This window comes from Acinetobacter sp. UBA991 (assembly GCF_002292065.1).
GTDB classification, from domain to species: Bacteria; Pseudomonadota; Gammaproteobacteria; order Pseudomonadales; family Moraxellaceae; genus Acinetobacter; species Acinetobacter higginsii.
This window is the reverse complement of sequence record NZ_DBBF01000041.1, coordinates 120695-144161: the sequence shown is the minus strand read 5'-3', so window position 1 is coordinate 144161 and position 23467 is coordinate 120695. Positions and strand designations below refer to the sequence as shown.

19 protein-coding genes and 2 pseudogenes are annotated in these 23467 nt (G+C 40.8%); 7 read left to right on the top strand and 14 right to left on the bottom strand.

What is annotated here, in order from left to right:
• The first annotated feature begins 93 nt into the window (after positions 1-93).
• Genes B2727_RS17205 through B2727_RS17190 form a run of 4 tightly spaced genes read left to right on the top strand, consistent with a single transcriptional unit; the run spans position 94 to position 3906 of the window.
• Entirely contained in the window at positions 94-888 is a 795-nt protein-coding gene (locus B2727_RS17205) for a ChbG/HpnK family deacetylase (protein WP_033134658.1), read from the top strand.
• Positions 885-1865 (top strand): glycosyltransferase family 2 protein, encoded by a 981-nt coding sequence (locus B2727_RS17200; RefSeq protein WP_033134659.1) that lies wholly within the window; start codon positions 885-887, stop codon positions 1863-1865. Before B2727_RS17205 ends, B2727_RS17200 begins: the two co-directional genes overlap by 4 nt.
• The gene (locus B2727_RS17195) at positions 1865-2248 is read left to right on the top strand and encodes a GtrA family protein (RefSeq protein ID WP_005205032.1); all 384 of its coding nucleotides are present in this window, start codon (positions 1865-1867) and stop codon (positions 2246-2248) included. The genes B2727_RS17200 and B2727_RS17195 overlap by 1 nt, the downstream gene beginning before the upstream one ends.
• Positions 2249-2262: 14 nt before the next feature.
• On the top strand, positions 2263-3906 hold the full coding sequence (locus B2727_RS17190; protein ID WP_033134660.1) for a glycosyltransferase family 39 protein: 1644 nt from the start codon (positions 2263-2265) through the stop codon (positions 3904-3906).
• Positions 3907-3937: 31 nt separating this feature from the next.
• Here B2727_RS17190 and B2727_RS17185 read toward each other — a convergent pair whose 3' ends face one another.
• The 8 genes and pseudogenes from B2727_RS17185 to xerA form a co-directional block, all read right to left on the bottom strand.
• Complete coding sequence (locus tag B2727_RS17185; protein ID WP_241345284.1) at positions 3938-4489, bottom strand: hypothetical protein; 552 nt, start codon at positions 4487-4489, stop codon at positions 3938-3940.
• Positions 4490-4803: 314 nt separating this feature from the next.
• The gene (gene gyrA, locus B2727_RS17180; protein ID WP_033134661.1) at positions 4804-7536 is read right to left on the bottom strand and encodes a DNA gyrase subunit A; all 2733 of its coding nucleotides are present in this window, start codon (positions 7534-7536) and stop codon (positions 4804-4806) included.
• Between the two features lie 348 nt (positions 7537-7884).
• Positions 7885-8106 (bottom strand): annotated as a pseudogene (locus B2727_RS17175) (hypothetical protein); the annotation flags it as partial.
• 36 nt (positions 8107-8142) lie between these two features.
• A complete protein-coding gene (locus B2727_RS17170) occupies positions 8143-9105 on the bottom strand; it encodes an MBL fold metallo-hydrolase (RefSeq protein WP_081406976.1) in 963 nt (320 codons plus the stop codon).
• A gap of 87 nt (positions 9106-9192) precedes the next feature.
• Positions 9193-10028, bottom strand: a pseudogene (locus tag B2727_RS17165) (helix-turn-helix domain-containing protein).
• Positions 10029-10105: 77 nt separating this feature from the next.
• The gene (locus B2727_RS17160; RefSeq protein WP_004771288.1) at positions 10106-11041 is read right to left on the bottom strand and encodes an FAD-binding protein; all 936 of its coding nucleotides are present in this window, start codon (positions 11039-11041) and stop codon (positions 10106-10108) included.
• Positions 11042-11058: 17 nt separating this feature from the next.
• A complete protein-coding gene (locus B2727_RS17155; RefSeq protein ID WP_033134663.1) occupies positions 11059-11808 on the bottom strand; it encodes an electron transfer flavoprotein subunit beta/FixA family protein in 750 nt (249 codons plus the stop codon).
• 438 nt (positions 11809-12246) lie between these two features.
• A complete protein-coding gene (gene xerA, locus B2727_RS17150) occupies positions 12247-13134 on the bottom strand; it encodes a site-specific tyrosine recombinase/integron integrase (RefSeq protein WP_162180603.1) in 888 nt (295 codons plus the stop codon).
• A gap of 162 nt (positions 13135-13296) precedes the next feature.
• Between xerA and B2727_RS17145 the strand changes: the two genes are divergently transcribed.
• Positions 13297-13908, top strand: coding sequence for a LysE family translocator (locus B2727_RS17145; protein ID WP_033134668.1), 612 nt, complete (start codon positions 13297-13299; stop codon positions 13906-13908).
• Between the two features lie 43 nt (positions 13909-13951).
• Here the strand turns inward: B2727_RS17145 and B2727_RS17140 are convergent, their stop codons facing one another.
• From B2727_RS17140 to B2727_RS17115, 6 genes are all read right to left on the bottom strand, one after another.
• Positions 13952-14563, bottom strand: a complete 612-nt coding sequence (locus B2727_RS17140; protein WP_033134665.1) for an alpha/beta fold hydrolase — start codon at positions 14561-14563, stop codon at positions 13952-13954.
• Positions 14564-14637: 74 nt separating this feature from the next.
• Complete coding sequence (dapF, locus tag B2727_RS17135; protein ID WP_005205043.1) at positions 14638-15492, bottom strand: diaminopimelate epimerase; 855 nt, start codon at positions 15490-15492, stop codon at positions 14638-14640.
• A 6-nt stretch (positions 15493-15498) separates the two neighbouring features.
• Entirely contained in the window at positions 15499-16749 is a 1251-nt protein-coding gene (gene lysA / locus B2727_RS17130) for a diaminopimelate decarboxylase (RefSeq protein ID WP_005205045.1), read from the bottom strand.
• Positions 16750-16771: 22 nt separating this feature from the next.
• A complete protein-coding gene (lptM, locus tag B2727_RS17125) occupies positions 16772-17011 on the bottom strand; it encodes an LPS translocon maturation chaperone LptM (RefSeq protein WP_005321941.1) in 240 nt (79 codons plus the stop codon).
• A gap of 141 nt (positions 17012-17152) precedes the next feature.
• A complete protein-coding gene (locus B2727_RS17120; protein WP_005205050.1) occupies positions 17153-18565 on the bottom strand; it encodes an amino acid permease in 1413 nt (470 codons plus the stop codon).
• Between the two features lie 293 nt (positions 18566-18858).
• Positions 18859-20367: an alanine/glycine:cation symporter family protein gene (locus B2727_RS17115; protein WP_005205053.1), complete on the bottom strand. Its 1509-nt coding sequence runs from the start codon at positions 20365-20367 to the stop codon at positions 18859-18861.
• Positions 20368-20716: 349 nt separating this feature from the next.
• Between B2727_RS17115 and radA the strand changes: the two genes are divergently transcribed.
• Together radA and B2727_RS17105 are read left to right on the top strand one after the other, a co-directional pair.
• Complete coding sequence (gene radA, locus B2727_RS17110) at positions 20717-22105, top strand: DNA repair protein RadA (RefSeq protein WP_004805571.1); 1389 nt, start codon at positions 20717-20719, stop codon at positions 22103-22105.
• A 95-nt stretch (positions 22106-22200) separates the two neighbouring features.
• The gene (locus B2727_RS17105; RefSeq protein WP_033134666.1) at positions 22201-23187 is read left to right on the top strand and encodes a Tim44 domain-containing protein; all 987 of its coding nucleotides are present in this window, start codon (positions 22201-22203) and stop codon (positions 23185-23187) included.
• Positions 23188-23467 lie beyond the last annotated feature (280 nt).

Below are 23467 nucleotides of genomic sequence, written 5' to 3'. Positions count from 1 at the left end.
AAGGATCTCTTGGCATATTGCTTCAATCGTAGACATTAAAAGGTAAGCCGAATTTAGTCTTACCTTTTAATCCATCTGAATTGAGGCATGGATATGGCTAAAATCTGCTATTGCGCTGATGATTTTGCAATGAACCCTGAAATTTCAGAGGCCATTCTATTGCTGATTAAAAAAGGCGTCTTACATGCAACTTCATGTATGACCCAATCCGAGCATTGGCCAATTGCAGCACAACAACTCAAAACATTAACGACTCATGTTGAAGTCGGTTTACACCTTAATTTTACTCACGCCTTTCAACCACAGACCATCGCCTTTCCCCTTCCCATGCTGATGTTGAAAGCATGGACACGTCATTTAGATACTAAAATTATTCAGCAAAGTCTTGAACAACAATGGAATAGTTTTCTTTCTGAAATGGGAAAACAACCCGATTTTATTGATGGTCATCAGCATATCCACCAATTTCCGGTTATTCGAGATGTGTTGATGGACTTCTTGCAACAGCAGAATTTTCAAGGGTGGGTCAGAAACCTACAACATCCACTGACTATTTCCAATTACACCATCAAAACACGTTTGCTTTCTGCACTGGGTGCAGCAACCTTAGCAAGTCAATGCAGGCAAAAAAACATCCATCAAAATCAATATTTTGCAGGCATATATGATTTTGAGCAGAAAAACTACGCTCAACTTAATCAACAGTGGTTAATGCGCGCGCAAGATAATTTATTAATCATGTGTCATCCAGCCACTCAAGCAGTTGACCAGCAGGATCCCATTGCTCAAGCACGCGTTCGAGAATTCCAATACCTCAGCTCATCTCAATTTCGTGATGATTGTCAAATCTATCAAATTTCGCTGACCTCAATGGATACATTATTATGATAAACAGTCCATTTCTTTCTTGCGTAGTCCCTGCCTACAACGAAGCAGAAAACCTTAAAAAGTTTATCCCAGCTTTGGCGCAGCAGTTAGAACAACAAAATTTACGCTATGAAATCATCATTATTGACGATGGGAGTAAAGATAATAGTATCGCGGTCTTACAGCAAATGCTCGATGACTATCCATTGCGCATCCTTACTCTATCACGGAATTTTGGCAAAGAAGCAGCCTTAAGTGCAGGTCTGGACTACGTTACAGGCGATGCGACCTTATTGATCGATGCCGATTTTCAGCATCCGCTAAATGCAATTCCGACTATGATTCAACTCTGGAAAGATGGCTATGACATGGTGTATGGCATTCGGGATCGAAGCACAGAATCATGGCTCAAAAAAATCTTTACCCAAGGCTATTACCACATTTTGAATTTAAGTTCTTCGGTCGACATCCCTGAAAATGCGGGTGATTTTCGCCTATTAGATGCAAAAGTCGTTGAGGCAGTAAGAAAACTTCCTGAAAAGAATCGTTATATGAAAGGGCTATATGCATGGGTTGGTTTTAAGAGTATTGGGATTCACTTTACTGAACAACAGCGTCAATTTGGCCAATCCAGTTTTAATTTTAAGGCCCTGTTTCAACTGGCAATGTCAGGGTTGACAGGCTTTTCCGATTTACCACTACGCTTATGTATTTATCTCGGTGCACTGCTTGCACTCTTTGCAATGAGTTACGGTATCTGGATCATTATTGAAACGATGATTGAAGGTATCCGTATCCCTGGTTGGGCCACGTTAGCCGCTGGAATGACGCTCTTAGGTGGTATCCAACTGCTCTGTATTGGGATTTTAGGTGAATATATTGGGCGTATTTATGCGGAAGTTAAAAACCGACCAAAATATATTGTTGCTGCTGAGTATTCACATAACCACGCTAAACCATTGGTTCATGACAAGCAAAACAATGTAGTTTCTCTCTAATGCAAACTCATGTCCTACAGTTTTTTCGTTTTGGTATTGTTGGCTTAATTGCAGCACTTACACACTACTTTCTTGTGATATTGCTGATTCAACCTCAATACCAAGTCTCACTAAAATATGCAAACCTCCTCGCCTTTCTCATGGCTTTCTGGGTCAGTTACTTTGGTCATCGTATTTTTACTTTTCAAGCCACACATCTGCAGCACAGAGAAACACTGAAGAAGTTTATCGTCGTGGCTGGGCTGGGGTTCATGTTGAATGAATCTGTTTTATTAGTCAGTCACCATTACCTTGATATCCCGATTTCCATGCTGGTTATTTTTAGTATTGGCATTACCTCAATTTTTACTTTTTTACTCAACCGTTATTTTGCATTTCAATAATAGGGATTCGATATATGCAACAATGGCTGCGATCGTCTAAATTTTTACTTGTCTTTTTACCCGTTTGGTTATTGATTAGCTCATGGATTCGTCCACTTTCTGTGCCTGATGAAGGACGATATGGGGATATTAGTCGCGCCATGCTTGAATCAGGAGACTGGCTGATTCCACGGATTAATGGCTTACCTTTTATGCACAAGCCACCTTTATTGCATTGGCTCTCTACAGCATTTATGGAGATATTTGGCCTTCACGCTTGGGTACTACGGCTTATTCCCACCTTAGCTGGCTGTATGATGCTGATCAGTCTTTTTATTTTTTTAAAAAAGTACGTTTCAGAACAAATAGCACAACTGACCATCATTATTCTGGCAACCAGCTTATTGTTCTATGGCAGTAGTGAATATATCAACCATGATCTATTAGTCGCTTCATGGATGACCGTTTGTATTCTGAGTTTTGTTGACTTTAGCCTTTCAGGCAAAAAAACCGTTCTATTTTTAGGCTATTTCGCAGCGGCAGCAGGCTTCCTCAGCAAAGGACTCATCGGTGTCTTGATCCCAGGACTGGTACTATTGCCTTGGCTACTTTACACGCGACAATCGAAAAAAATTCCAACCCTGCTCAACCCTTTCGGGATTCTCTTTTTCCTCGCCTTAACAGCCCCTTGGGTTTATCTGGTTCAATTAAAATATCCACAGTTTTTGCATTATTTTTTCATTGATCAACAATTTAGTCGTTTTAGTTCGAATGAATTTAATAATAAACAACCTTGGTTTTTTTATTATCTCATTCTGTTTGTGAGCTTTTTGCCGTGGTTCTTTGTGAGTCGTTTTAGATTCTCAAAACGTATTTTTCAAACATCACTTTCTTCTTCTTTGCTCGCCCTCTGCCTTTGGTGGTTTATATCGGTGAGTATTTTCTTTTCCATCCCCCCTTCAAAATTAGCTGGTTATATTCTCCCAGCTGTACCACCTTTAGCCATTTTACTAGCTGTCACAGTACGCCCTATACTAGATAATTTTGCTAAAAGCAAACTTCAAATCTGGGGTCCTGCTACCTTTATCTTTATTTTAGGGCTTGGGATCATTTTAGCGCCACATTTCATAAAGAATAATCATGCTTTTTATGCCAGTCATACTATTCAAATCTATAGCATTGGTGCAATTCTATGCATTGTCCCTTTCAGCTTAATGCTGTTATTTAAACTGAAGAAAATAGATTATTTAACCGCAATTTTCTTAAGCTTAATCCTGTTTTGTACCTCTATTTCAGCAGCAGTACGCGCTCTCGATACCAAGAACAATGCTGACCAAGTCGATTTTGCAAAATCGATGAATCCCAAATCAGATGTGGTCTTTTATTACAATTACTTCTACGACCTGCCTTTTTTATTAGACTTAAAAAAACCAGTTTATATTGTCAATGATTGGGATAGTGTGAAAACAGATAACTCATCTTTAGAACTTAAAGATGGCTTACTATTTGAACCTGAGCGTAAACAATATTTATGGAATAAGCAGCAGCTCCAAGACATGTTAAAACAGAACCAGCCCGTAGTTGTTGTGAGTAACCCTGGAGGTTACAAACCAGATCATCCAAACGTCAAAGTTCTACATTACCGCAACTATGATGTATTTCTAATCAATCAAAATTAATAAAAAAGGAAGCTGATAAGCTTCCTTTTTATCATCGATTGCCAAATTGCTTTTTGACGATGTTTACTAACTTTTCTTTAGCTGAGTTTTCTAAAACTGTGCCATGTGTTGCAACTAAATGCTGAAAATCCAATTGTAGTAGTCGATCAAAATCATTTTTTAAGCTAGCAGATTTTGGTGTAACTCTTTTCAACCAAGGCCCACCAATAAATAAGCCCAATCGGAATCCCATGAGGTAAATAATAATTTTGCTTAGAAAACTAAAATATTTCCAATCACTCCAGTATTGAATACTATCTGTCGTGATTAACAGCTTTTTATCCTCTATATATAAAATAGCTTCAGGGCAAGTTGCCTGTTCAAAAATAAAAAAATCAGCATTTTTAATTGGTGGAATGGCATCTGATTGAATGGCCTTTGTCGGAAATAAATCTGGGTAGTTCTCATGGTGTGATTGACTCCAAAATGTTACCTGATAGCGATCAATATAAAACTGATCATCTAAGCCATGAAAGTCACCTAAGCGAATGACATGTTTAACCGCCCCTAAAGCTTCCAATTTTTCTAATTCTACTTCAGACATCCGAACTGCATTAATTAGAGTCAGTTCATTGTTTTATTTGATAATAATCATATTACGATTCATGGAGAGACCAAATCCAAGCTGAATACTGCCTCTTAGTAAGTAAATATTTTCAAAAATTTCAACAATCGGATCATGGGGATAGATTGGTGCATAGTTTTTTTGCACTTTATATTCCCTTTTATTTTTATCAATATATCTTATACATTCAAATTGAGAATATTAGATTGACAAATATACAAAAAACAAAGTCAATTTCGTAATAAACATAAAAAAACCCAAAGATAACTTTGGGTTTTTTTAAAAATTATTGCTTACGCTTCTGGCGTATCATCTTTCGGTTCAACAACGACTTCTTCAGAAGTGATTACTTCTGCCTCAGTGTTTTCTAGTTCTTCTGTCGAATCTAATAACTCTTCATCATCTTCTACAGCTTCAATAGATACAACACCAACCAATGTCTCAGTATCACTTAAACGAATCAAACGAACGCCTTGTGCATTACGGCCTGTAGTTGCAACTTCCGCAGCACGGGTACGTACCAATGTACCGCCATCAGAAATCAACATCAATTCTTTGGCTTCATCAATCGATACCGCACCAATAAGCTCACCGTTACGTTCACTGGTCTTGATCGCAATTACACCCTTACCACCACGTTTCTTGGTTGGGAAGTCATCGACAGGTGTACGCTTACCATAACCGTTCGCGCATGCACACAGCACTTCGCCAGTTTCAGGTACAACAACCAAGGAAACAATACGGCTAACAACATTCGAATCTGATGAATCATCATTATCATCGCTGTCATCATTTTCAATGTCGGTATCTTCTGTTCCGATGGTATTGCTTGCAAAGCTCACACGCATACCACGGACACCTTTGGCAGTACGCCCCATGGCACGAACATCAGTTTCAGCAAAACGAATTGCCTTACCTTCATTCGAGAACAACATGATCTGCTGATTACCATCGGTAATCGCAACGCCAATCAAGGTATCTTCTTCATTTAACTCAATTGCTCGTAAACCATTTGAACGAACATTGCTAAATTGTTCAAGTTCAACACGTTTGACTGTACCTGATGCAGTTGCCATGAAGACATAGTGATTCTGAGGGAATTCAGTCAAAGGTAAAATTGCGGTCACAGTTTCATTCGCATCCAATGGAAGCAAATTAATAATTGGACGACCTTTTGCACCACGAGACGCCTGAGGTACTTCAAATACGCGTAAACGATAGACTTTACCTACATTGGTAAAGCACAGTACTGTTGCATGGTTCGAGGCAACAATTAAATGCTGGATGATGTCATCATCTTTCATTGCTGTTGCAGACTTACCGCGACCACCACGACGTTGCGCTTGATAATCAGAAAGTGGTTGAGTTTTTGCATAACCTGTTTGAGACACAGTCAATACAACTTGCTCTTCAGGAATCAAGTCTTCACGGCAGAAATCAACACCAGACTCTACAATTTCGGTACGACGACCATCACCATATTGCTGCAAGATCAACGCAAGTTCTTCACGAATCACATTCATCAACAAGTTAAAGTCATTCAGAATTGCCGTTAATTCAGCAATTTGACCTAAGATTTCAGTATATTCTGCGTGTAACTTGTCTTGTTCTAAGCCCGTTAAACGGTGTAGACGCAACTCTAAGATCGCGCCTACTTGTGTAGGTGACAAACGATAGACATCACCAGACAAACCAAATGGACGCGCTGGGTCTTCGCCTTCGATCTCATCTGGACGAACAGAAATCGCACCTGCTTTTTCAAGCAATGCAACCACACCACCGCCTGACCACTCACCTGCTTGTAATCGCTCACGCGCTTCAGCTGGGTTGGCAGAAGTTTTGATAGTTTCAATAATGGCATCAATATTGGCTAATGCAACCGTTAAACCTTCTAAGATATGACCACGTTCACGCGCTTTACGCAATTCGTACATGGTACGGCGCGTCACCACTTCTTGGCGGTGACGAATAAATGCCGCAATAATATCTTTCAGGTTCATCAACTTTGGCTGACCATTGTCTAGGCAGACCATGTTGATGCTGAACGAGTTTTGCAATTGCGTATGCAAGAATAAATTATTTACCGCTACTTCAGCGTTTTCACCACGCTTCAAGTCAATCGCTATACGCATACCGTCTTTATCAGACTCGTCACGTAGCTCAGAAATACCTTCAAGTTTCTTTTCTTTGACTAACTCAGCAATACGCTCAATGGTTTTTGCTTTGTTGACTTGATATGGAATTTCAGTAAAGACGATCGTGGTACGACCAGTTTTCTGGTCTTCTTCGAAGTGATACTTACCACGAATATGCAAACGACCTTTACCCGTACGGTAAGCATCTACAATGCCTGATTTACCGTAAATAATACCGCCTGTAGGGAAATCTGGGCCCGTAATGTGCTCCATCAAACCTTCAATCGAAATATTCGGGTTATTGGCATAGGCCAAACATGCATTGACTACTTCAGTCATGTTGTGTGGCGCCATATTGGTCGCCATACCTACCGCAATACCTGTCGTACCATTAATCAAAAGATTTGGAATACGCGTTGGCATCACCTGAGGAATACGCTCAGAACCGTCGTAGTTATCTTCCCAATCAACCGTATCTTTTTCTAGATCAGCCAAGATTTCATGGGTTAATTTTTGCATACGAACTTCGGTATAACGCATTGCTGCTGCGCTATCCCCATCGACTGAACCGAAGTTACCCTGACCATCAACTAACATGTAACGCAAGCTGAAGTCCTGCGCCATACGAACAATTGTTTCGTATACTGCACTGTCACCATGAGGGTGATATTTACCGATCACGTCACCGACAACACGAGCAGACTTTTTGTACGCTTTGTTATAATCATTGCCCAATTCGTGCATCGCATATAATACACGACGATGAACAGGTTTTAGACCGTCTCTAACATCTGGCAATGCACGAGATACGATTACGCTCATCGCGTAATCTAGATATGAATGCTTGAGTTCGTCCTCAATGGCAATCGGTCTGATTTCCGATACGCTCATGCATACTCCTTGTTTACAGGTAGAGAGTTGTACCTGTTTTTATGTCTTCAATCTTGCAAAATTTTAGCTCAAGGGCTTGAACTAAAAATAAAAAATACAGCGAAAAATTATAGCACAAAGCACTCACTAACTGTGAGTTTACGCATCTAAAAATAGCATTTTTTTACAATAAAAAGTATATATAAATTAACAACTTAAAATTATCAAATGCAAGAACGACAGATAAAAATAGATTCTTACCCATTTTGGGCAAAAGATCGTCAAACGATGAGATAAAAACAACGAATTTAATGGACTAATTTCAATTAGGCCCAAGCTCAAAAATTGAGCTGAGCCACATTAAATCACTCAAGAATAAGAACCTGACTTAGCTTCAATTGGAAGCGTTTCTGACTCGGTCACTTCGACTTGATCATGTTGCATAAAATAAAAGGCCATAAAGAATAGGGCTAAAATAAAAGGCGTTTCATATAACTCTTCTACAATATCCAGACTTATTACATCAGCGAATAACCATGTATGAACGAAACGGTGATGCTCGACACTATCAGCAAAGAATAAAGACAGAACAAGACTCCCTTCTTCTTCCCCATTAGAATCTAACATTCATTTGTCTGGACGATATTGTGTAGGAATCCACTGGTAACCCTTACTATTTTTTCCGATATGACCAATCCCAGGGAAAGCAACATGTGCAGCACCAATCCACCATTGATTTTGATAAGCTTGCTCGAAAATATTTTTACGAACCGCAATTGCATGTTGAGAATTAGTATCAGGTTTATAACTGGCTTCAGGATAAGGAAATTGCACAGCAGCGTAATGCACCACATCACCCAAACCCAGAAACTTTTGTCCATTCTGACCATCGACCAAATAAGATGAATGGCCTTCGGTATGACCATGTGTCGTAATTAATTCAACATTCGGAACCTTAAACGAATCTTTGGTGAAAGCAATCAACTGTCCAGCCTGCTGATAAGGTTTTAATGCATCACATGTCATTTTAAATAATGGTTTAAAGAAATCAGAGGCTTTTGCTTCGTTCTCAGCCGATGTCCAATAGTCCACATCCTCTTTGGCCAGATAAACTTTGGCATTTGGATAAGCCATTGTTCCATCTAGCGTAATTCCACAAAGATGATCAGGATGGGCGTGGGTAATTAGAATGGTATCAATTTGCTCAGGTTGTAGTCCCGCCTTTTTTAAATTTTCAGGGACATAGCCCAAGCTCGGGCCAAAACATTTTGCCGTGCCCGCATCAATTAAGATATTTTGTGTTGGTGTTTGTACGAGATAAGCAGAAAAATCGGTCACAATATGATTATGTTCATCGACAGGTACAAAATTCTCTTTGAATAGCTGATTGGCTTTCTCTGTTGAAATACCCAACAAATCACTGCGTGGTAATCCCAACTCTCCATCAAACAAAGCCGTAACTTTTAGATTACCGACAGGCTGTAAAAAATACCCATCAACCTGTTGTACCTGTGGTTTAGATTCAGCATATGTCGTGCTGGTACTAAAGAGTAACGCTATTAGGATATGCTTTAATAATTTCACACTCATCACCTTGATATTTGATTAATTTAAATCTAACTATTTTTAGTGATAAAAATCGCTCAATCATCTACGTGAATCGCTCAATTTAGATTATTACAAAGATAAAACAGCGGGATCTACTTCATAACGCTGCATAAACCGTTCACGAAATGTTGCAGTAGATTGATAACCAGATTTTGCTGCAATCGTTTTCATAGGCAACTTATTTGAGTACAACAACTCCAATGCATAAGCAAGCCGTGCCTGAGTAATGATTTCTCTCAAAGAAGTCTGCTCATGGCTCAGTTTACGACGCAGTGTAGCGCTACTTAAACCTAAACGCATTTCAATTTCACTGGATTGCCATTGATGCTGAGGGTTCTCTATAACCCATTGGTAAATTTGCGTTGCCAGTTTCGGTTGAGGGAGAATAAGTACATCTGCACAATGCTGTTGGCATAACTGTACCAGTATCGCGGCAATAGATAAGCGTGCCTTAACCAAATCGTGTTGAAACAAAGCCGTTTGCCACTCAAGCAGAGACTCCGCAAAATCCGTGATTGAAAATCTTAAGATAGATTCTGTTTTATCCGTAATCGGCTTGGCCCAAATCATCTGTGCAGCGTGAATCACCTCTTCACACATTGGCACCAGAATCGTCAAATATTCGCCTGTCTCTGAATCTGGGATATTCACCCTGCTACTGTATCGGGCTTAATAATAAAAAGATCGCCTGCGTTGAGCTCTATTTGTTTATTATAAGTATTCAAGCGTTGTTGCCCATGCAGAATAATCCCCATGTGCAGCTGATTCACTTTAATATTCGACAGTCCATGCTGGTTCTTGGCCCGAATACACAAATAATCCCTCGCCATATCTGCGTGTGCTAGTTGAACCAGTGAACGATGTAAATGATCAGCTTGTATTGAAGCCGAAGAATTAATATTCATAATCATGAAAAATAAAAACGCCCTTGAGCAATGTATAGCACAAGGGCGTTTGTTTGAATAAGTATCAGGCTATAAAATTACAGCTTGCTTACCAATTCAGGTACCACAGTGTTCAAATCGCCCACTAACCAGTAGTCAGCAACACTGTTGATTGGCGCTTCTTCGTCTTTGTTGATTGCAACAATAACTTTAGAATCTTTCATACCTGCCAAGTGCTGAATCGCACCAGAGATACCGATCGCCATATAAAGATCTGGAGCAACGATTTTACCAGTTTGACCCACTTGGAAATCGTTTGGTACGAAGCCAGCATCTACCGCAGCACGTGAAGCACCTTGAGCAGCACCAAGCTTGTCTGCTAATGGGTCAAGTACTTTGTGATAGTTCTCACCAGAACCTACACCACGACCACCAGAAACAACGATACGTGCAGCAGTTAACTCTGGACGATCAAGTTTCACGATTTCTTCGTTTACAAAGGTAGAAATACCAGCGTCTTTCGCCTCTGCAACAGCTTCAACCGCAGCAGAACCACCTTCAGCAGCAACTGCATCAAATGCTGTACCACGAACTGTACCAACGATGATTGCTTCGTCAGATTGAACAGTTGCAATCGCGTTACCCGCATAGATTGGGCGTTTGAAAGTATTTGCAGATTCAACAGCAATGATGTCTGAAATCATGCTGACGTCAAGAAGTGCAGCAACGCGTGGAAGAATGTTCTTACCCGTCGTTGTAGAAGCAGCTAATACGTATTTGTATCCACCTTTCGCGATGTCAGCAACTAAGCCAGCAACGTTTTCAGCCAATTGGTTTGCATAAGCAGCATTGTCAGCAAGTAATACTTTGCTCACACCAGCAACTTTAGCAGCAGCGTCAGCAACTGCTTGAGCGCCAGAACCAGCAACTAATACAGTAATATCACCACCGATTTTTTGAGCTGCCGCAACAACGTTTAAAGTTGCACCGTTAAGTGTCTGGTTGTTGTGATCAGCGATAACTAAAATACTCATGATTTTATCCTTCTGTATTAGATCACTTTCGCTTCGTTTTTCAATTTTTCAACAAGCTCGTCTACAGACTTCACTTGTACGCCAGCTTTACGTTCAGCAGGAGCTTCAACTTTAATTGTTTTAAGCTTAGTGCCTGTTGTAACGCCATAATCAGCAGGTGACTTAGTATCAAGCGGTTTTTTACGCGCTTTCATGATGTTTGGAAGAGCAGCATAGCGTGGCTCATTCAAACGTAAGTCAGTAGTGATGATTGCAGGAAGTGCAAGCTCAACAGTTTGTAGACCGCCGTCAACTTCACGAGTTACTTGAACTTTACCGCCATCGACTTTAACTTCAGATGCGAAAGTACCTTGACCAGCACCGAGTAAAGCACCAAGCATTTGACCTACTTGGTTAGAGTCATCATCAATTGCTTGTTTACCAAGAAGGATAAGTTCTGGTTTTTCAGCATCAACAACGCCTTTCAAGATTTTAGCAACTTCTAAAGCGCCAACTTCATCAGCAGTTTCAACTAAAATACCGCGATCAGCACCTAAAGCCATTGCAGAACGAATTTGTTCTTGAGCGTCTTTAGAACCCACTGAAACAACAACGATTTCAGAAACTGTTCCTTTTTCTTTTAAGCGAACCGCTTCTTCCACTGCGATTTCACAGAATGGGTTGATTGACATCTTAACGTTGGTAAGGTCAACCCCACTATTGTCCGGCTTAACACGAACTTTTACGTTGGCATCAACCACACGTTTTACAGCGACAAGAGCCTTCATGTAATCCTCGGCTGTTCTAAGCAAGTAAATGTAATGAAGAGCATTCTAACTCTTCGATTGAAACTTTTTAGGTGCCCTATCTTGCAATGTATTTGGCATTTCGGTCAAGTCACAATTTCCGCTATGGCAATAAAAAAGATGAAACGCTCAGTTCACATATTGAAAATAATTATTGGTGCTACAAATTTAGTTTATAAATGTGATGAATATTAAACTTTGATTTTTTTAATATTTTATAAAATTCAATGATCTAAAACAGGCATTTTGATTTAAATAAGGATGATCTGTAACGGATCGTTTCTAGCAAAATTACAAGTGTTTTGGATTTTGCAAAAACGTGGCAATTAAGTAAGAACAGCAATTAAACGAATACCAGAAATAAACGGGAAAAGTAGTCGACCATTAAACGCTCAATTTTGCAACATAATATATCAAGATTTAGCTTTTTTGCGCACGTGGATGGGTTTGATCATACACTTTTGCCAGTTGTTCAAAGTCAACATGGGTATAAATCTGGGTAGTCGACAAATTACTGTGTCCAAGCATTTCTTGTACAGAACGCAAATCACCACTGGCAGATAGCATATGACTAGCAAAACAATGTCTTAATAAATGTGGATGCAAATCGACATTCACACCTGCACGTTGTGCTTGCAACTTGACCCGATTTTCAATTTGACGCGGTGTTAAGGCATTACCACGTTGTGAGATAAAAACAGCTGAGTCGGCATTAAAACTACCTTGCCAAATTCGATAGATTTTCAACCATTCAACCAAGCTGTCTTTGGCCTTCAAGCCAAAAGGAACAATACGCGTTTTATTGCCTTTACCTGTAATACGTAAAAGCTGTCGGTTAAAATCAATATCTTTAACTGTTAAACCTTGTAGTTCAGCTAAACGCAAACCACTTGAATATAACAGTTCAAGCATGGCTTTATCACGCAACCATAGCTGTTGTTCAAGAGGTTTCTCAGGAGCTACTTGATCTAAGATCTGATGTACAGTCTCAATATCTATCATGCCTGGTAAAGGTCGTGGTTGACGCTTTAATTTAAAATCTTCGGATGGATTTTGTCCCAAATATTGACCTTGTTCCGCCCACTTCATAAATTGGCGAATTGAAGTTAAATGACGCTGCAAGCTACTACTACTCAATTGATCTCGTTCAACCCGATTAGCCAGATACTCTCTCAAATCCGATGCTTCAATATCTTGGAGTTGCAGTTGTTTATATTCGCAGAACTTAAAGAAATCGGTTAAATCACGTTGATAAGCCGAGATGGTATGTTCAGATTGATTTTGAATCATCCGTTCTTTTAACCACATGGATAGCAGTTTTTCAGGGCTTTCCAAGTTGCTCTCCAGTGTTATACCTATACCAACAGCTACAGTCTAACAAACTTTACTGCGATTTATCGCTAAAGCGATATCGAAGAATTGATGCCTGTGTAATACAATAAATTTCAAGTTTTGAGTGGCGCTACCATGATGACAACAATGCTTATTCCCTATCTCATCGCAATCACCCTCTTGACCATTACTCCCGGTCTAGATACCACACTGATTATTCGCACTGCGACCTTGGAAGGTAAAGCCAAAGCATTCCAAGCTGCTTTGGGGATTAATCTTGGCTGTATTGTATGGGGAATGATTGTGGCCTGTGGTTTAGGTGCATTGTTGATGGCATCTGATCTGGCTTTCAATGCCTTAAAATGGATGGGGGCAATTTACCTCACGTGGTTAGGACTTAATCTTATTCTAAAGCCTCGTAGCCAACTCGCAGGTTTAAATGATTCTACAACGACTCAAAACTGGTTTATTAAAGGCTTCTGGGGCAATTTGCTCAATCCCAAAGTCGGTATTTTTTATATTTCTTTCCTTCCCCAGTTCATTCCACAGTCTTCATCTCCAGTCATCTGGACCATGGGACTGGTGATGATTCATGTCATGATTGGATTTATTTGGTCAATCTTCCTCATCTCTGCGATGCAATCAATTTCAGGGTATTTAAAGCAGCCCAAATTTATTCGCTACATGGATCACATCACAGGCAGTATTTTTATTTTGTTTGCGCTAAAACTCGCATTCAGCAAACGATAAACAATAAAAAAGCGTGCTGTGATCAGCACGCTCAATAGCAATTTCAATCACGCTCTAAATTTTTTAAATAATCGTTTATCTGTATGCCGACTTCATCAGCGCATTGTTCTGCCAACTGATGATCACCACCATCAACAATATAGAGTTTAGATTTTTGCAGAATCTGATTTAAATATTGTCCAACCTCAATCGGACTAATCGGATCTTGATCGCCCCAGATCAATAAAGTGTTCACATCGATATCTGGTAAATTTTGCTCATAGTCGACTTTCGTTGTTACGAACCAGTCAGGATATTCAATATATTCTTGCTGATAAAACTGCCGCCAATCTTGAACTTGAAATCGGTTTAAATTAATTCCGCCTGAAGTCGCGATCAATATCAAACCTTTAACTAATTCTGTTTTTTGTAATGCTGCTGCAATGGCAAAAATCCCACCCATGGATTGGGCAATCAGAATAGAAGGTTGTTGAATCTGTTCAAGTACATAATGGCTCAGATCATCAAAACTGTGAATATCAGGATCTGTTGCCACCCCATGAAAACCAGGATAAGTAATCACTTGCTTTGTATAATGATGAGGAAGCTGTGCAATCAGAGGATTCCAAAATTGAGTATTACCTGATGCGCCCGCAAGAAAGGCTAAATGATTCATTCTTATCCTTTAAAATTATAATTTTCTTTTTAAAGATAAACACCCCTATTTAGGAGTGTTTAGTGATTTCAACTTTAGCCTTGAAAATATCTAAGATCCAAACGGGCATCATAAACATGTGTGGTTGGACCAGTCATCCAAACTACATCACCTTCACGCCAAGCGATATGTAACTTACCACCTGCAAGCTGAACTTCAACTTCATTTGCTAGCAAACCACGGCGCATACCACTGACTGCTGCTGCACAAGCCCCTGTACCACAGGCTAAAGTCTCACCTACACCACGCTCAAACACACGTAAACGGATATGCTTTTCATCCAGAATTTGCATAAATCCAGCATTCACACGTGCAGGAAAACGCGCATGTGATTCCACTTGTGGACCAATACGCTCAACATCAGCGGTTAGCACATCTGGTACGATGGTCACAGCATGCGGATTACCCATATTCACAACATCAATATTAATGCTCTGATTATCTGCAAGTTCCAGTGCGTATAAACCTTCAATATCTTCATGCTCTTGCGTAACAAACGGAATTTCTTCTGGAAGAAATTTCGGGGGCCCCATATTGACGCGAACCCAACCATTGGCACCCAATTCAGGTTCGACAATCCCTGCTTTGGTTTGCACACGGATTTTGGTTTTGGTCGTGAGTTGACGCTCATGTACAAAACGAGCAAAACAACGTACCCCATTACCACACTGCTCGACTTCAGAACCATCGGCATTAAAAATTCGATATTTAAAATCGACATCTGGAAAATCAGGTGGTTCAACAATCAATAGTTGATCAAAACCCACGCCAAAATGACGATCGGCTAAACGCTGAATCGTCACTGTATCTAAATAAGCACGCTGGGTCACAAGGTCAACGACCATAAAATCATTGCCCAACCCATGCATTTTGGTAAATTCTAAATACATCTTAATTTACTCCTCAGGCAACAAATGCTCTTTTTCCCAGAGTGATTCTATGGTTTCACGCTCACGAATTAAATAGGCTTGATCACCACTGACCATAACTTCGGCAGCACGACCACGGCTATTATAATTAGAGCTCATTACGAAACCATAAGCACCTGCACCCAACACTGCTAAGACATCATTTTCCTGAAGTGCCAACTCACGTTCTTTACCCAAGAAATCACCAGTTTCGCAAATGGCACCGACTAAATCCCAAGTTTTAACTTCAACATCAGGATTTGGATTAACCGACTGAATATCCATCCACGCTTCATATAGAGCAGGACGAATAAGGTCATTCATCGCGGCATCAATAATGGCAAAGTTGCGATGATTGGTCGGTTTGAGTAAATCTACCTTGGTGACTAATGCACCTGCATTGGCAGAAATACTACGCCCCGGTTCCATATATACTTTGAGACCCAACTTTTCTAAAGCTGGACGCATTGAATTGGCATACTCTTCAACACTTGGTGGCGTTTCATCTTTATAACGCACACCCAAACCACCACCGATATCAATATGTTTGAGGTTGATACCCAAGCTTTTCAATTGCTCAATCATTAAAATGACACGATCAAGTGCATCCACAAAAGGTTTAGTTTCAGTCAATTGTGAACCGATATGACAATCAATCCCGACAATCTCAAGATTCGGTAACGATGCAGCATATTGATAAGTTTCATCAACCGTATCACTTGGAATACCAAACTTGTTTTCTTTCAAACCCGTTGAGATATAAGGATGGGTTTTGGCATCTACATCTGGATTTACACGTAACGAAATTGGTGCTTTTTTGCCAAGTTTTGCTGCAACTTTTTGAATACGATCTAGCTCGGCATGTGATTCAACATTAAAGCAAGCTATCCCAACATTTAAGGCTTTTTCGATATCAGCTTCAGATTTACCTAGACCAGAAAATACGATTTTCGATGGTTCACCGCCTGCTGCCAGTACACGAGCCAGTTCCCCACCAGTTACGATATCAAAACCCGCACCCACCTTTGCCAATACACTCAGAACAGCCAAATTTGAGTTTGACTTCACCGCAAAACAGATTTGATGATCAATAAAATCAAAAGCACGGTGCATATCCAAATAATGCTTTTCAAAAGTTGCTTTTGAATAAACATATAAAGGCGTGCCATATTGCTGTGCGAGCTGATCCAGTGAACATTGCTCAGCGTGCAATACTCCATTAATGCGAGTGAAACTCATGAAGATGTCCTTATTTACAAACTTAAGGTGAGATGGTCTGTGATTGAGTCGTTGACGATGTTGCTTGGCGTTCTACCTCTGCTTGATCTGCTTTTGCGTCAGATGAAGCCTTAGCCTGAGCTGCTTCATTTTTATAAAGCAGATATTTTGCGCGCTTATCCTGATTTTGATCAGACGGTAATTGCAATGCACCTGACTGACCACATGCAGTTAAAATAACGCTGCTCAGCAACACACTGATAGAACAAATGACTTTAAGCATCTGTGCACCTAACTTTTACAATTCGGAGCAGTATAGCGTGATCATTAGATCGGCTAAAGTCTAAACTTGAATGAATCAAACAATAACCATAAAAAAACGCCGACTTTGAGGTCGGCGTTTTGTGTTAAATCGGCTAAAGAATTACTTTTTCTTATAGAAGAAATAACCAATTGCCAAGATAACAAACCAGATCGGGCTGACTTTGAGTGATTCCAACGTCGTTTCATCCAAAGCAAGGAAGTAGATCGTTGCAAGGAAGAAAATAATCACCACCCAACAAGTAAACACACCGCCAGGTAATTTAAATGTTGATTGCGCATGTAGTTCAGGACGATTTTTGCGGTAGTTGATATAACTCCACATAATGATCATCCATACACAGATGAACAGAATCGTAGAGAGCGTTGTTGCTAAAGTAAATGCGGTCACTTCATCATTGGTGCCCGTTTGTAATTTATAAACAAACTGAACGAATGCGCCAATAAAGATACAGATTGATGAGAAAATCAAAGCTTTTGCAGGAACTGCAGACTTCGATAATTTACCAAACAACTTCGGTGCTTGCTCATCCGTTGATAAACCAAACAACATACGACTAGTTGAGAATACACCACTGTTCATGGATGACATCACTGACGATAACACCACCAGGTTCATGATAATCGCCGCAGAAGCAATACCAGCTTGTGAGAAGATGTTAACGAATGGGCTGACTTTAGGATTGATCTGATCCCACGGTGTTACACACATCACCACGAACAATGCCAATACATAGAAAATAATGATACGGATTGGAATCGAGTTAATCGCTTTTGGTAAGTTACGCTTCGGATCTTGTGTTTCAGCAGCCGTGGTTCCGACCAATTCCACCCCAACAAAGGCGAAAATCGCAATCTGGAAGCCTGCCAAGAAGCCATCTAAACCTTTCGGGAACATGCCACCATGTGTCCAAAGATTGGAAACGCTTGCAACCGTACCAGAAGCATTGGTAAATCCAGTAAAGATCATCCATAAACCAACAGCAATCAGGACAATAATCGCGGTGATCTTCACCATCGCAAACCAGAACTCCATTTCACCGAATAGTTTTACGGTGACCAAGTTCAAGCCCAGTACAAAAGCAATCGCAACAGTACTAATCAGTAAACCGCCCAATGGTGTAAATGACTCACCACCATTAAAGAATTCCAGATAGTAAATAATGGCCGATAAATCTGCGATACCAATGGTGACCCAACAGAGCCAGTAGGTCCAACCAACAAAATAACCAGCCCAAGGGCCAATTAAATCCGTCGATAAATCGATAAAAGATTTGTAGTTAAGGTTGGATAGTAATAGCTCCCCTAATGCACGCATTACGAAGAACACCATCAAACCAATGGTCATGTAAATAAATAGAATTGATGGTCCAGCTAAACTAATAGTTTTACCAGATCCCATGAACAACCCTGTTCCAATGGCACCGCCAATCGCAATCAACTGCAGATGTCGATTAGATAGGCTACGGTGAAGTCCGCTTTGTTCAGCAGCCTCACTCAGATTTTGATTCGACATTTTACAAAAACTCTCCAGTGTTTTAGTCCATTAGCTGAAACAACGCCGAACAACGATTCGTACCATTTTTAGTATCTTTTCTCGTTATTCATGAGTGGGCTTGCTTTAGCTAAGAAATGTTTTACCTGTATTTTTTTCAAGTGAAATACAATCGAATTCGATCATACGCACAAGGCCAAAACAATACAATGAACTTATGAGGGCAACTCATCAGTCATAAAAAGGTACTTCAAAATTAAAGAGTGGCGATTTAAGCCACTCTTTTTCTACTCAAGAAAATATTGATTTATAATTCAATCATTAGAAGTTTGCTTCTGTTTATTTTTGAGACGCTCCTCCCAAAAAGTTGCATTACGGATACCCAATTTAATTGGATCAAATGTAAACTCCTTAACTCCTGCTTTTTGTTGTTCTTCATAGTCACGTAAAGCCTTAATGGTCGGTTTCCATACAAAATAGGTCACGATAATACCGATGATATTAATCCATGCCATCAGACCGACCCCAATATCACCAATCCCCCAAATATAACCTGTTGCACTGAGTACGCCATAAGCCACAGAAATCATAATGAAACATTTGGTGATAAATAAAAGAGATGGCGTTTTGGTGATATAGCTCAGATAAGTGATGTTTGTTTCAGCAATATAGTAATAGGCCACGATCGTGGTAAAGGCAAAGAAGAACACTGCCAAGGCAACAAATATCTGACCAAAACCACCAAACACTGTGCTAACCGCCATTTGCGTAAATGCTGGTGAACCTATCTCAGTGCCAGGCGCAACATTCTGTACGATAAACTGCCCAGCTTCTAAAGTACCCTGTACGTTATACATACCAGTAATCAAAATCATAAAAGCTGTTGCAGAACACACAAATAGCGTATCAACATAAATGGAGAAGGCTTGCACAAAACCTTGTTGTGCTGGATGCTGAACTTCTGCGGCTGCAGCAGCGTGCGGTCCTGTACCTTGTCCTGCCTCATTGGAGTAAACACCGCGTTTTACCCCCCAACCAATGGCGGCACCAATCCCTGCCATTGGCGAAAATGCATCTTCAAAAATGAGTTTGATCACGCCAGGCAATTCTTGGATATTCATCGCCACAATAATCACGGCCATCAAGATATAACCCAAGGCCATAAATGGAACAACGAACTCTGCGAAGCGTGCAATACGTTTAATTCCACCAAAAATAATGATTGCCAATAAAGAAACAATCACGATTAAGGCCAATAATTTATAAGTACCGACATTACCAAATACGATGGCGCCCTGACCTGTAATTTGGGTAAACGCATTACCGACCGCATTGGCTTGAATACCGGGTAGGAATAAACCACAGGAAATAATTGCAGCAATCGCAAAGAGAATCCCTAACCAACGCTGGCCTAAGCCACGGTCAAAATAAAATGCAGGTCCACCACGATATTCACCTTGATATTCGACCTTATAAATTTGACCGAGAGTTGACTCAACATAAGCGGTACTTGCACCCAAAAATGCAACCAACCACATCCAAAACACAGCACCTGGACCACCGAATCCAATTGCTGCCGCCACCCCTGCAATATTCCCCACTCCGACACGTCCAGATAAGGAGACTGCCAGCGCTTGGAATGAGGAAATTCCTTGCGCGGAGGATGAACCATTAATTAACAGCTTTGCCATTTCCTTAATTTGGCGAACCTGTACAAACCGAGTTAAAATAGAAAAAAACAAACCAGCACCTAGGCATAAATAGATCAGCGCTGGACTCCAGATAATTCCATTTACCCAATTTACAATTTCTGCTGCACTCATAGACATCAACCTTTATTATATATTTTGAAAAAATAGCCACTGCTAAATTCCCATTCGTCTGAGCATGAGCAATATCTATGCCATTCGATCAAAATCTCATGACAACAAATAAGCGAACACACCTATACCATCCATGGAAAAAGTGAATTGAACAAAAAAATGAATGCTAAAAACACACTGTCTATAAGTTGTATATCATGTTATTTTCCTGAGCACTTCCCTTTAACCAACCAGTGACGAAACCGTACTGTCTTCTTGTTTTATCCTTATAAAGAACGATCAGCGTTGTTAGAAATTTTCGTCCTGACTCTTTTTTATCTAATTTTAAGAAAGTTTTCAATTTTATCTTATGGCAAAAATTAAATCCGTTTACAGATGTGAACAATGTGGTGCAGATCATCCCAAATGGGCTGGGCAATGTTCTGAATGCGGCGAATGGAATAGTTTACTGGAAGTCCGTGTCGAACCAGTGGTTACCCATCGTGGTCAACCTAAAATAGGCGGCTATGCGGGGCAAGCAGCCAGTATTACCACGCTCAATCAAGTTACAGTCTCCAATGAAACCCGTGTTCCGACAGGCATTAGCGAATTCGATCGTGTGCTTGGTGGTGGCCTAGTCATTGGTTCAGTAGTATTGATCGGTGGTGATCCTGGGATTGGCAAATCCACTATCCTGTTGCAAACCGCCACCCATATGGCCAGTAAAAAAAGTTCGGCACTTTATGTGACGGGTGAAGAATCACTTTCACAGGTTGCCTTACGAGCTCAACGTTTAGATCTACCCACAGACTCACTTAAGGTGATGGCGGAAACCTGTGTCGAACGCATTTGCGAAGTGTTGGCACAAGAACGCCCTGCTGTTGCAATTTTGGACTCAATTCAGACCTTATATACCGAAACATTACAATCAGCACCTGGTGGGGTCTCACAAATCCGTGAATCTGCTGCCCTACTGACTCGATTTGCAAAGAATAGTGGCACTGCTTTATTCCTGGTGGGTCATGTCACCAAAGAAGGCGCATTAGCGGGTCCACGTGTTTTAGAACATATGGTCGATTGTGTGCTTTATTTTGAAGGACAATCTGACTCTCGTTACCGCATGATACGTGCTGTGAAGAACCGTTTTGGTGCAGTCAATGAACTCGGTGTATTTGCGATGACCGATAAAGGTCTACGTGAAGTGGCCAATCCATCGGCTATTTTCTTGAGCCGCTATGATGAAGCCATTCCGGGCTCTATCGTAATGATTAGCCGTGAAGGAACGCGCCCACTACTGGTTGAGGTTCAGGCTCTCGTTGATGATGCGCATGGGCAACCCCGTCGAGTCGCTCTCGGCTTGGAACAAAACCGTTTAAATATGCTGCTGGCAGTCATGCATCGACATGGTGGCGTACAAACCTCAGGACAAGATGTCTATGTCAATGTAGTCGGTGGTTTAAAAATTACCGAGACGGGTTCTGACTTAGCGGTACTACTGGCATGTGCTTCAAGTTTAAGAGGCAAAGCCTTGCCACAGCAATTGGCAGTCTTTGGCGAAGTCGGGCTCTCGGGTGAAATTCGCCCTGTACCGAATGGTCAAGAACGCCTAAAAGAAGCAGCAAAACATGGCTTTAAGTATGTGATCTTACCTCGAGGAAATGCACCACAAAAGTCGATTGATGGCGTACAAATCATTGCTGTAGCCCGTTTGCATGAAGCCCTGACTGAAGCCATGCAGCTAAGTGATGAATTAGGGTAATCATTTGACATAAAAAAACATACTTTTGTTATTGAAATTCCATCGAAATACATGCATAAATACATTTACAAATTGGATTTAAATAGGAATTTTCGATGCAAGTACACCAGCGTGGCTTGATGGCAGCTCTTTTAATGGCAACTTTGGTTGCTGCACCGCTTGCGGAAGCAAAACGTGCAGGTGGTGGTAAAAGCCACGGCATGAGCAGATCTAGTTCATCTAGCCAATCTTACCAGCCATCTCGTCAAGCAGCTCCAGCACCTCAACAACAAACTGCACCACAGAAATCTGGTCCAGGCGTAGGTACAATGGTTGCTGCGGGTGTAGCTGGTGCTGCAGTGGGTGCAGTTGCAGCCAATGCATTAGCAGATGACAAGCAACAAAATCCAACAGCAACTGAGCAACAGGCTAATGCTCAAGCACAGCAACAGGAAGAAAAAGGTGGCATTCCTAGCTGGCTTTGGGTTCTTCTTGCTGCAGCGATCGCCTTCTTTGTTTTCCGCAAATTAGGCGCAAAAAAAAAATTAGCAGCCAATAATCCATACGCACCAAACAATGGCGGTCAAAATAACTTTGGCCGTCAAACCCCACCTCAGCCTGCGACACGTCAAGCAGCAACTGACAACACCAATATCTTTGGTCAATCTGTCGCTGGTGGCGCTGCTGCTCCACAAGCGCCATTTGGTGCTGCATCAATGAGTAGTGGTAACCAATTACCAGATGGTACTGAACCTGCTGCATTCTTGCGTATCGCACGTCAACGTTTTAACCACATTCAGTCGGTAAACAGTGCGAGCAATGTCGAAGAAATTCGTCGTTATTTGACACCTGAACTTTATAATTCAATGTACAGCGACATTATGGCGAACCAAGACCAAGACGTTGCCGAATTCAGTAACCTCAATGCAATGGTTGTTGAAAGCACCACTGAAAATGGTCAATATCTTGTTAGCGTTCGCTTTACCGGTACAGTCAGTGAAGACTTAAATAGCTTGCCACAACCATTTGCTGAAATCTGGCATTTTGTGAAGCCTGCTGGCTCACAACAAGATTGGGTTGTTGCGGGTATCCAGCAAGCTTAATTGCTTTGATTGGACAAAGAGAGCTGTTTCGACAGCTCTTTTTTTATGGGTTAGCTTTTAGCAAAACTAAAAAAAGCCACTCTCTATATCGGAGAATGGCGGAGTGTAAACAGAACCAACATTACTTATTATTAGAATAAAGAACACAACCTAGCACGATCTGTCTATTGATACTAACGGATAAGCTCAAAGAAAAACCATTCCTCTTTTGGGGAATAAATGCAATTTTATTGCGATCATTTATCCCAAGCTAACACTGCATTCAGCCATTCAGCCATTC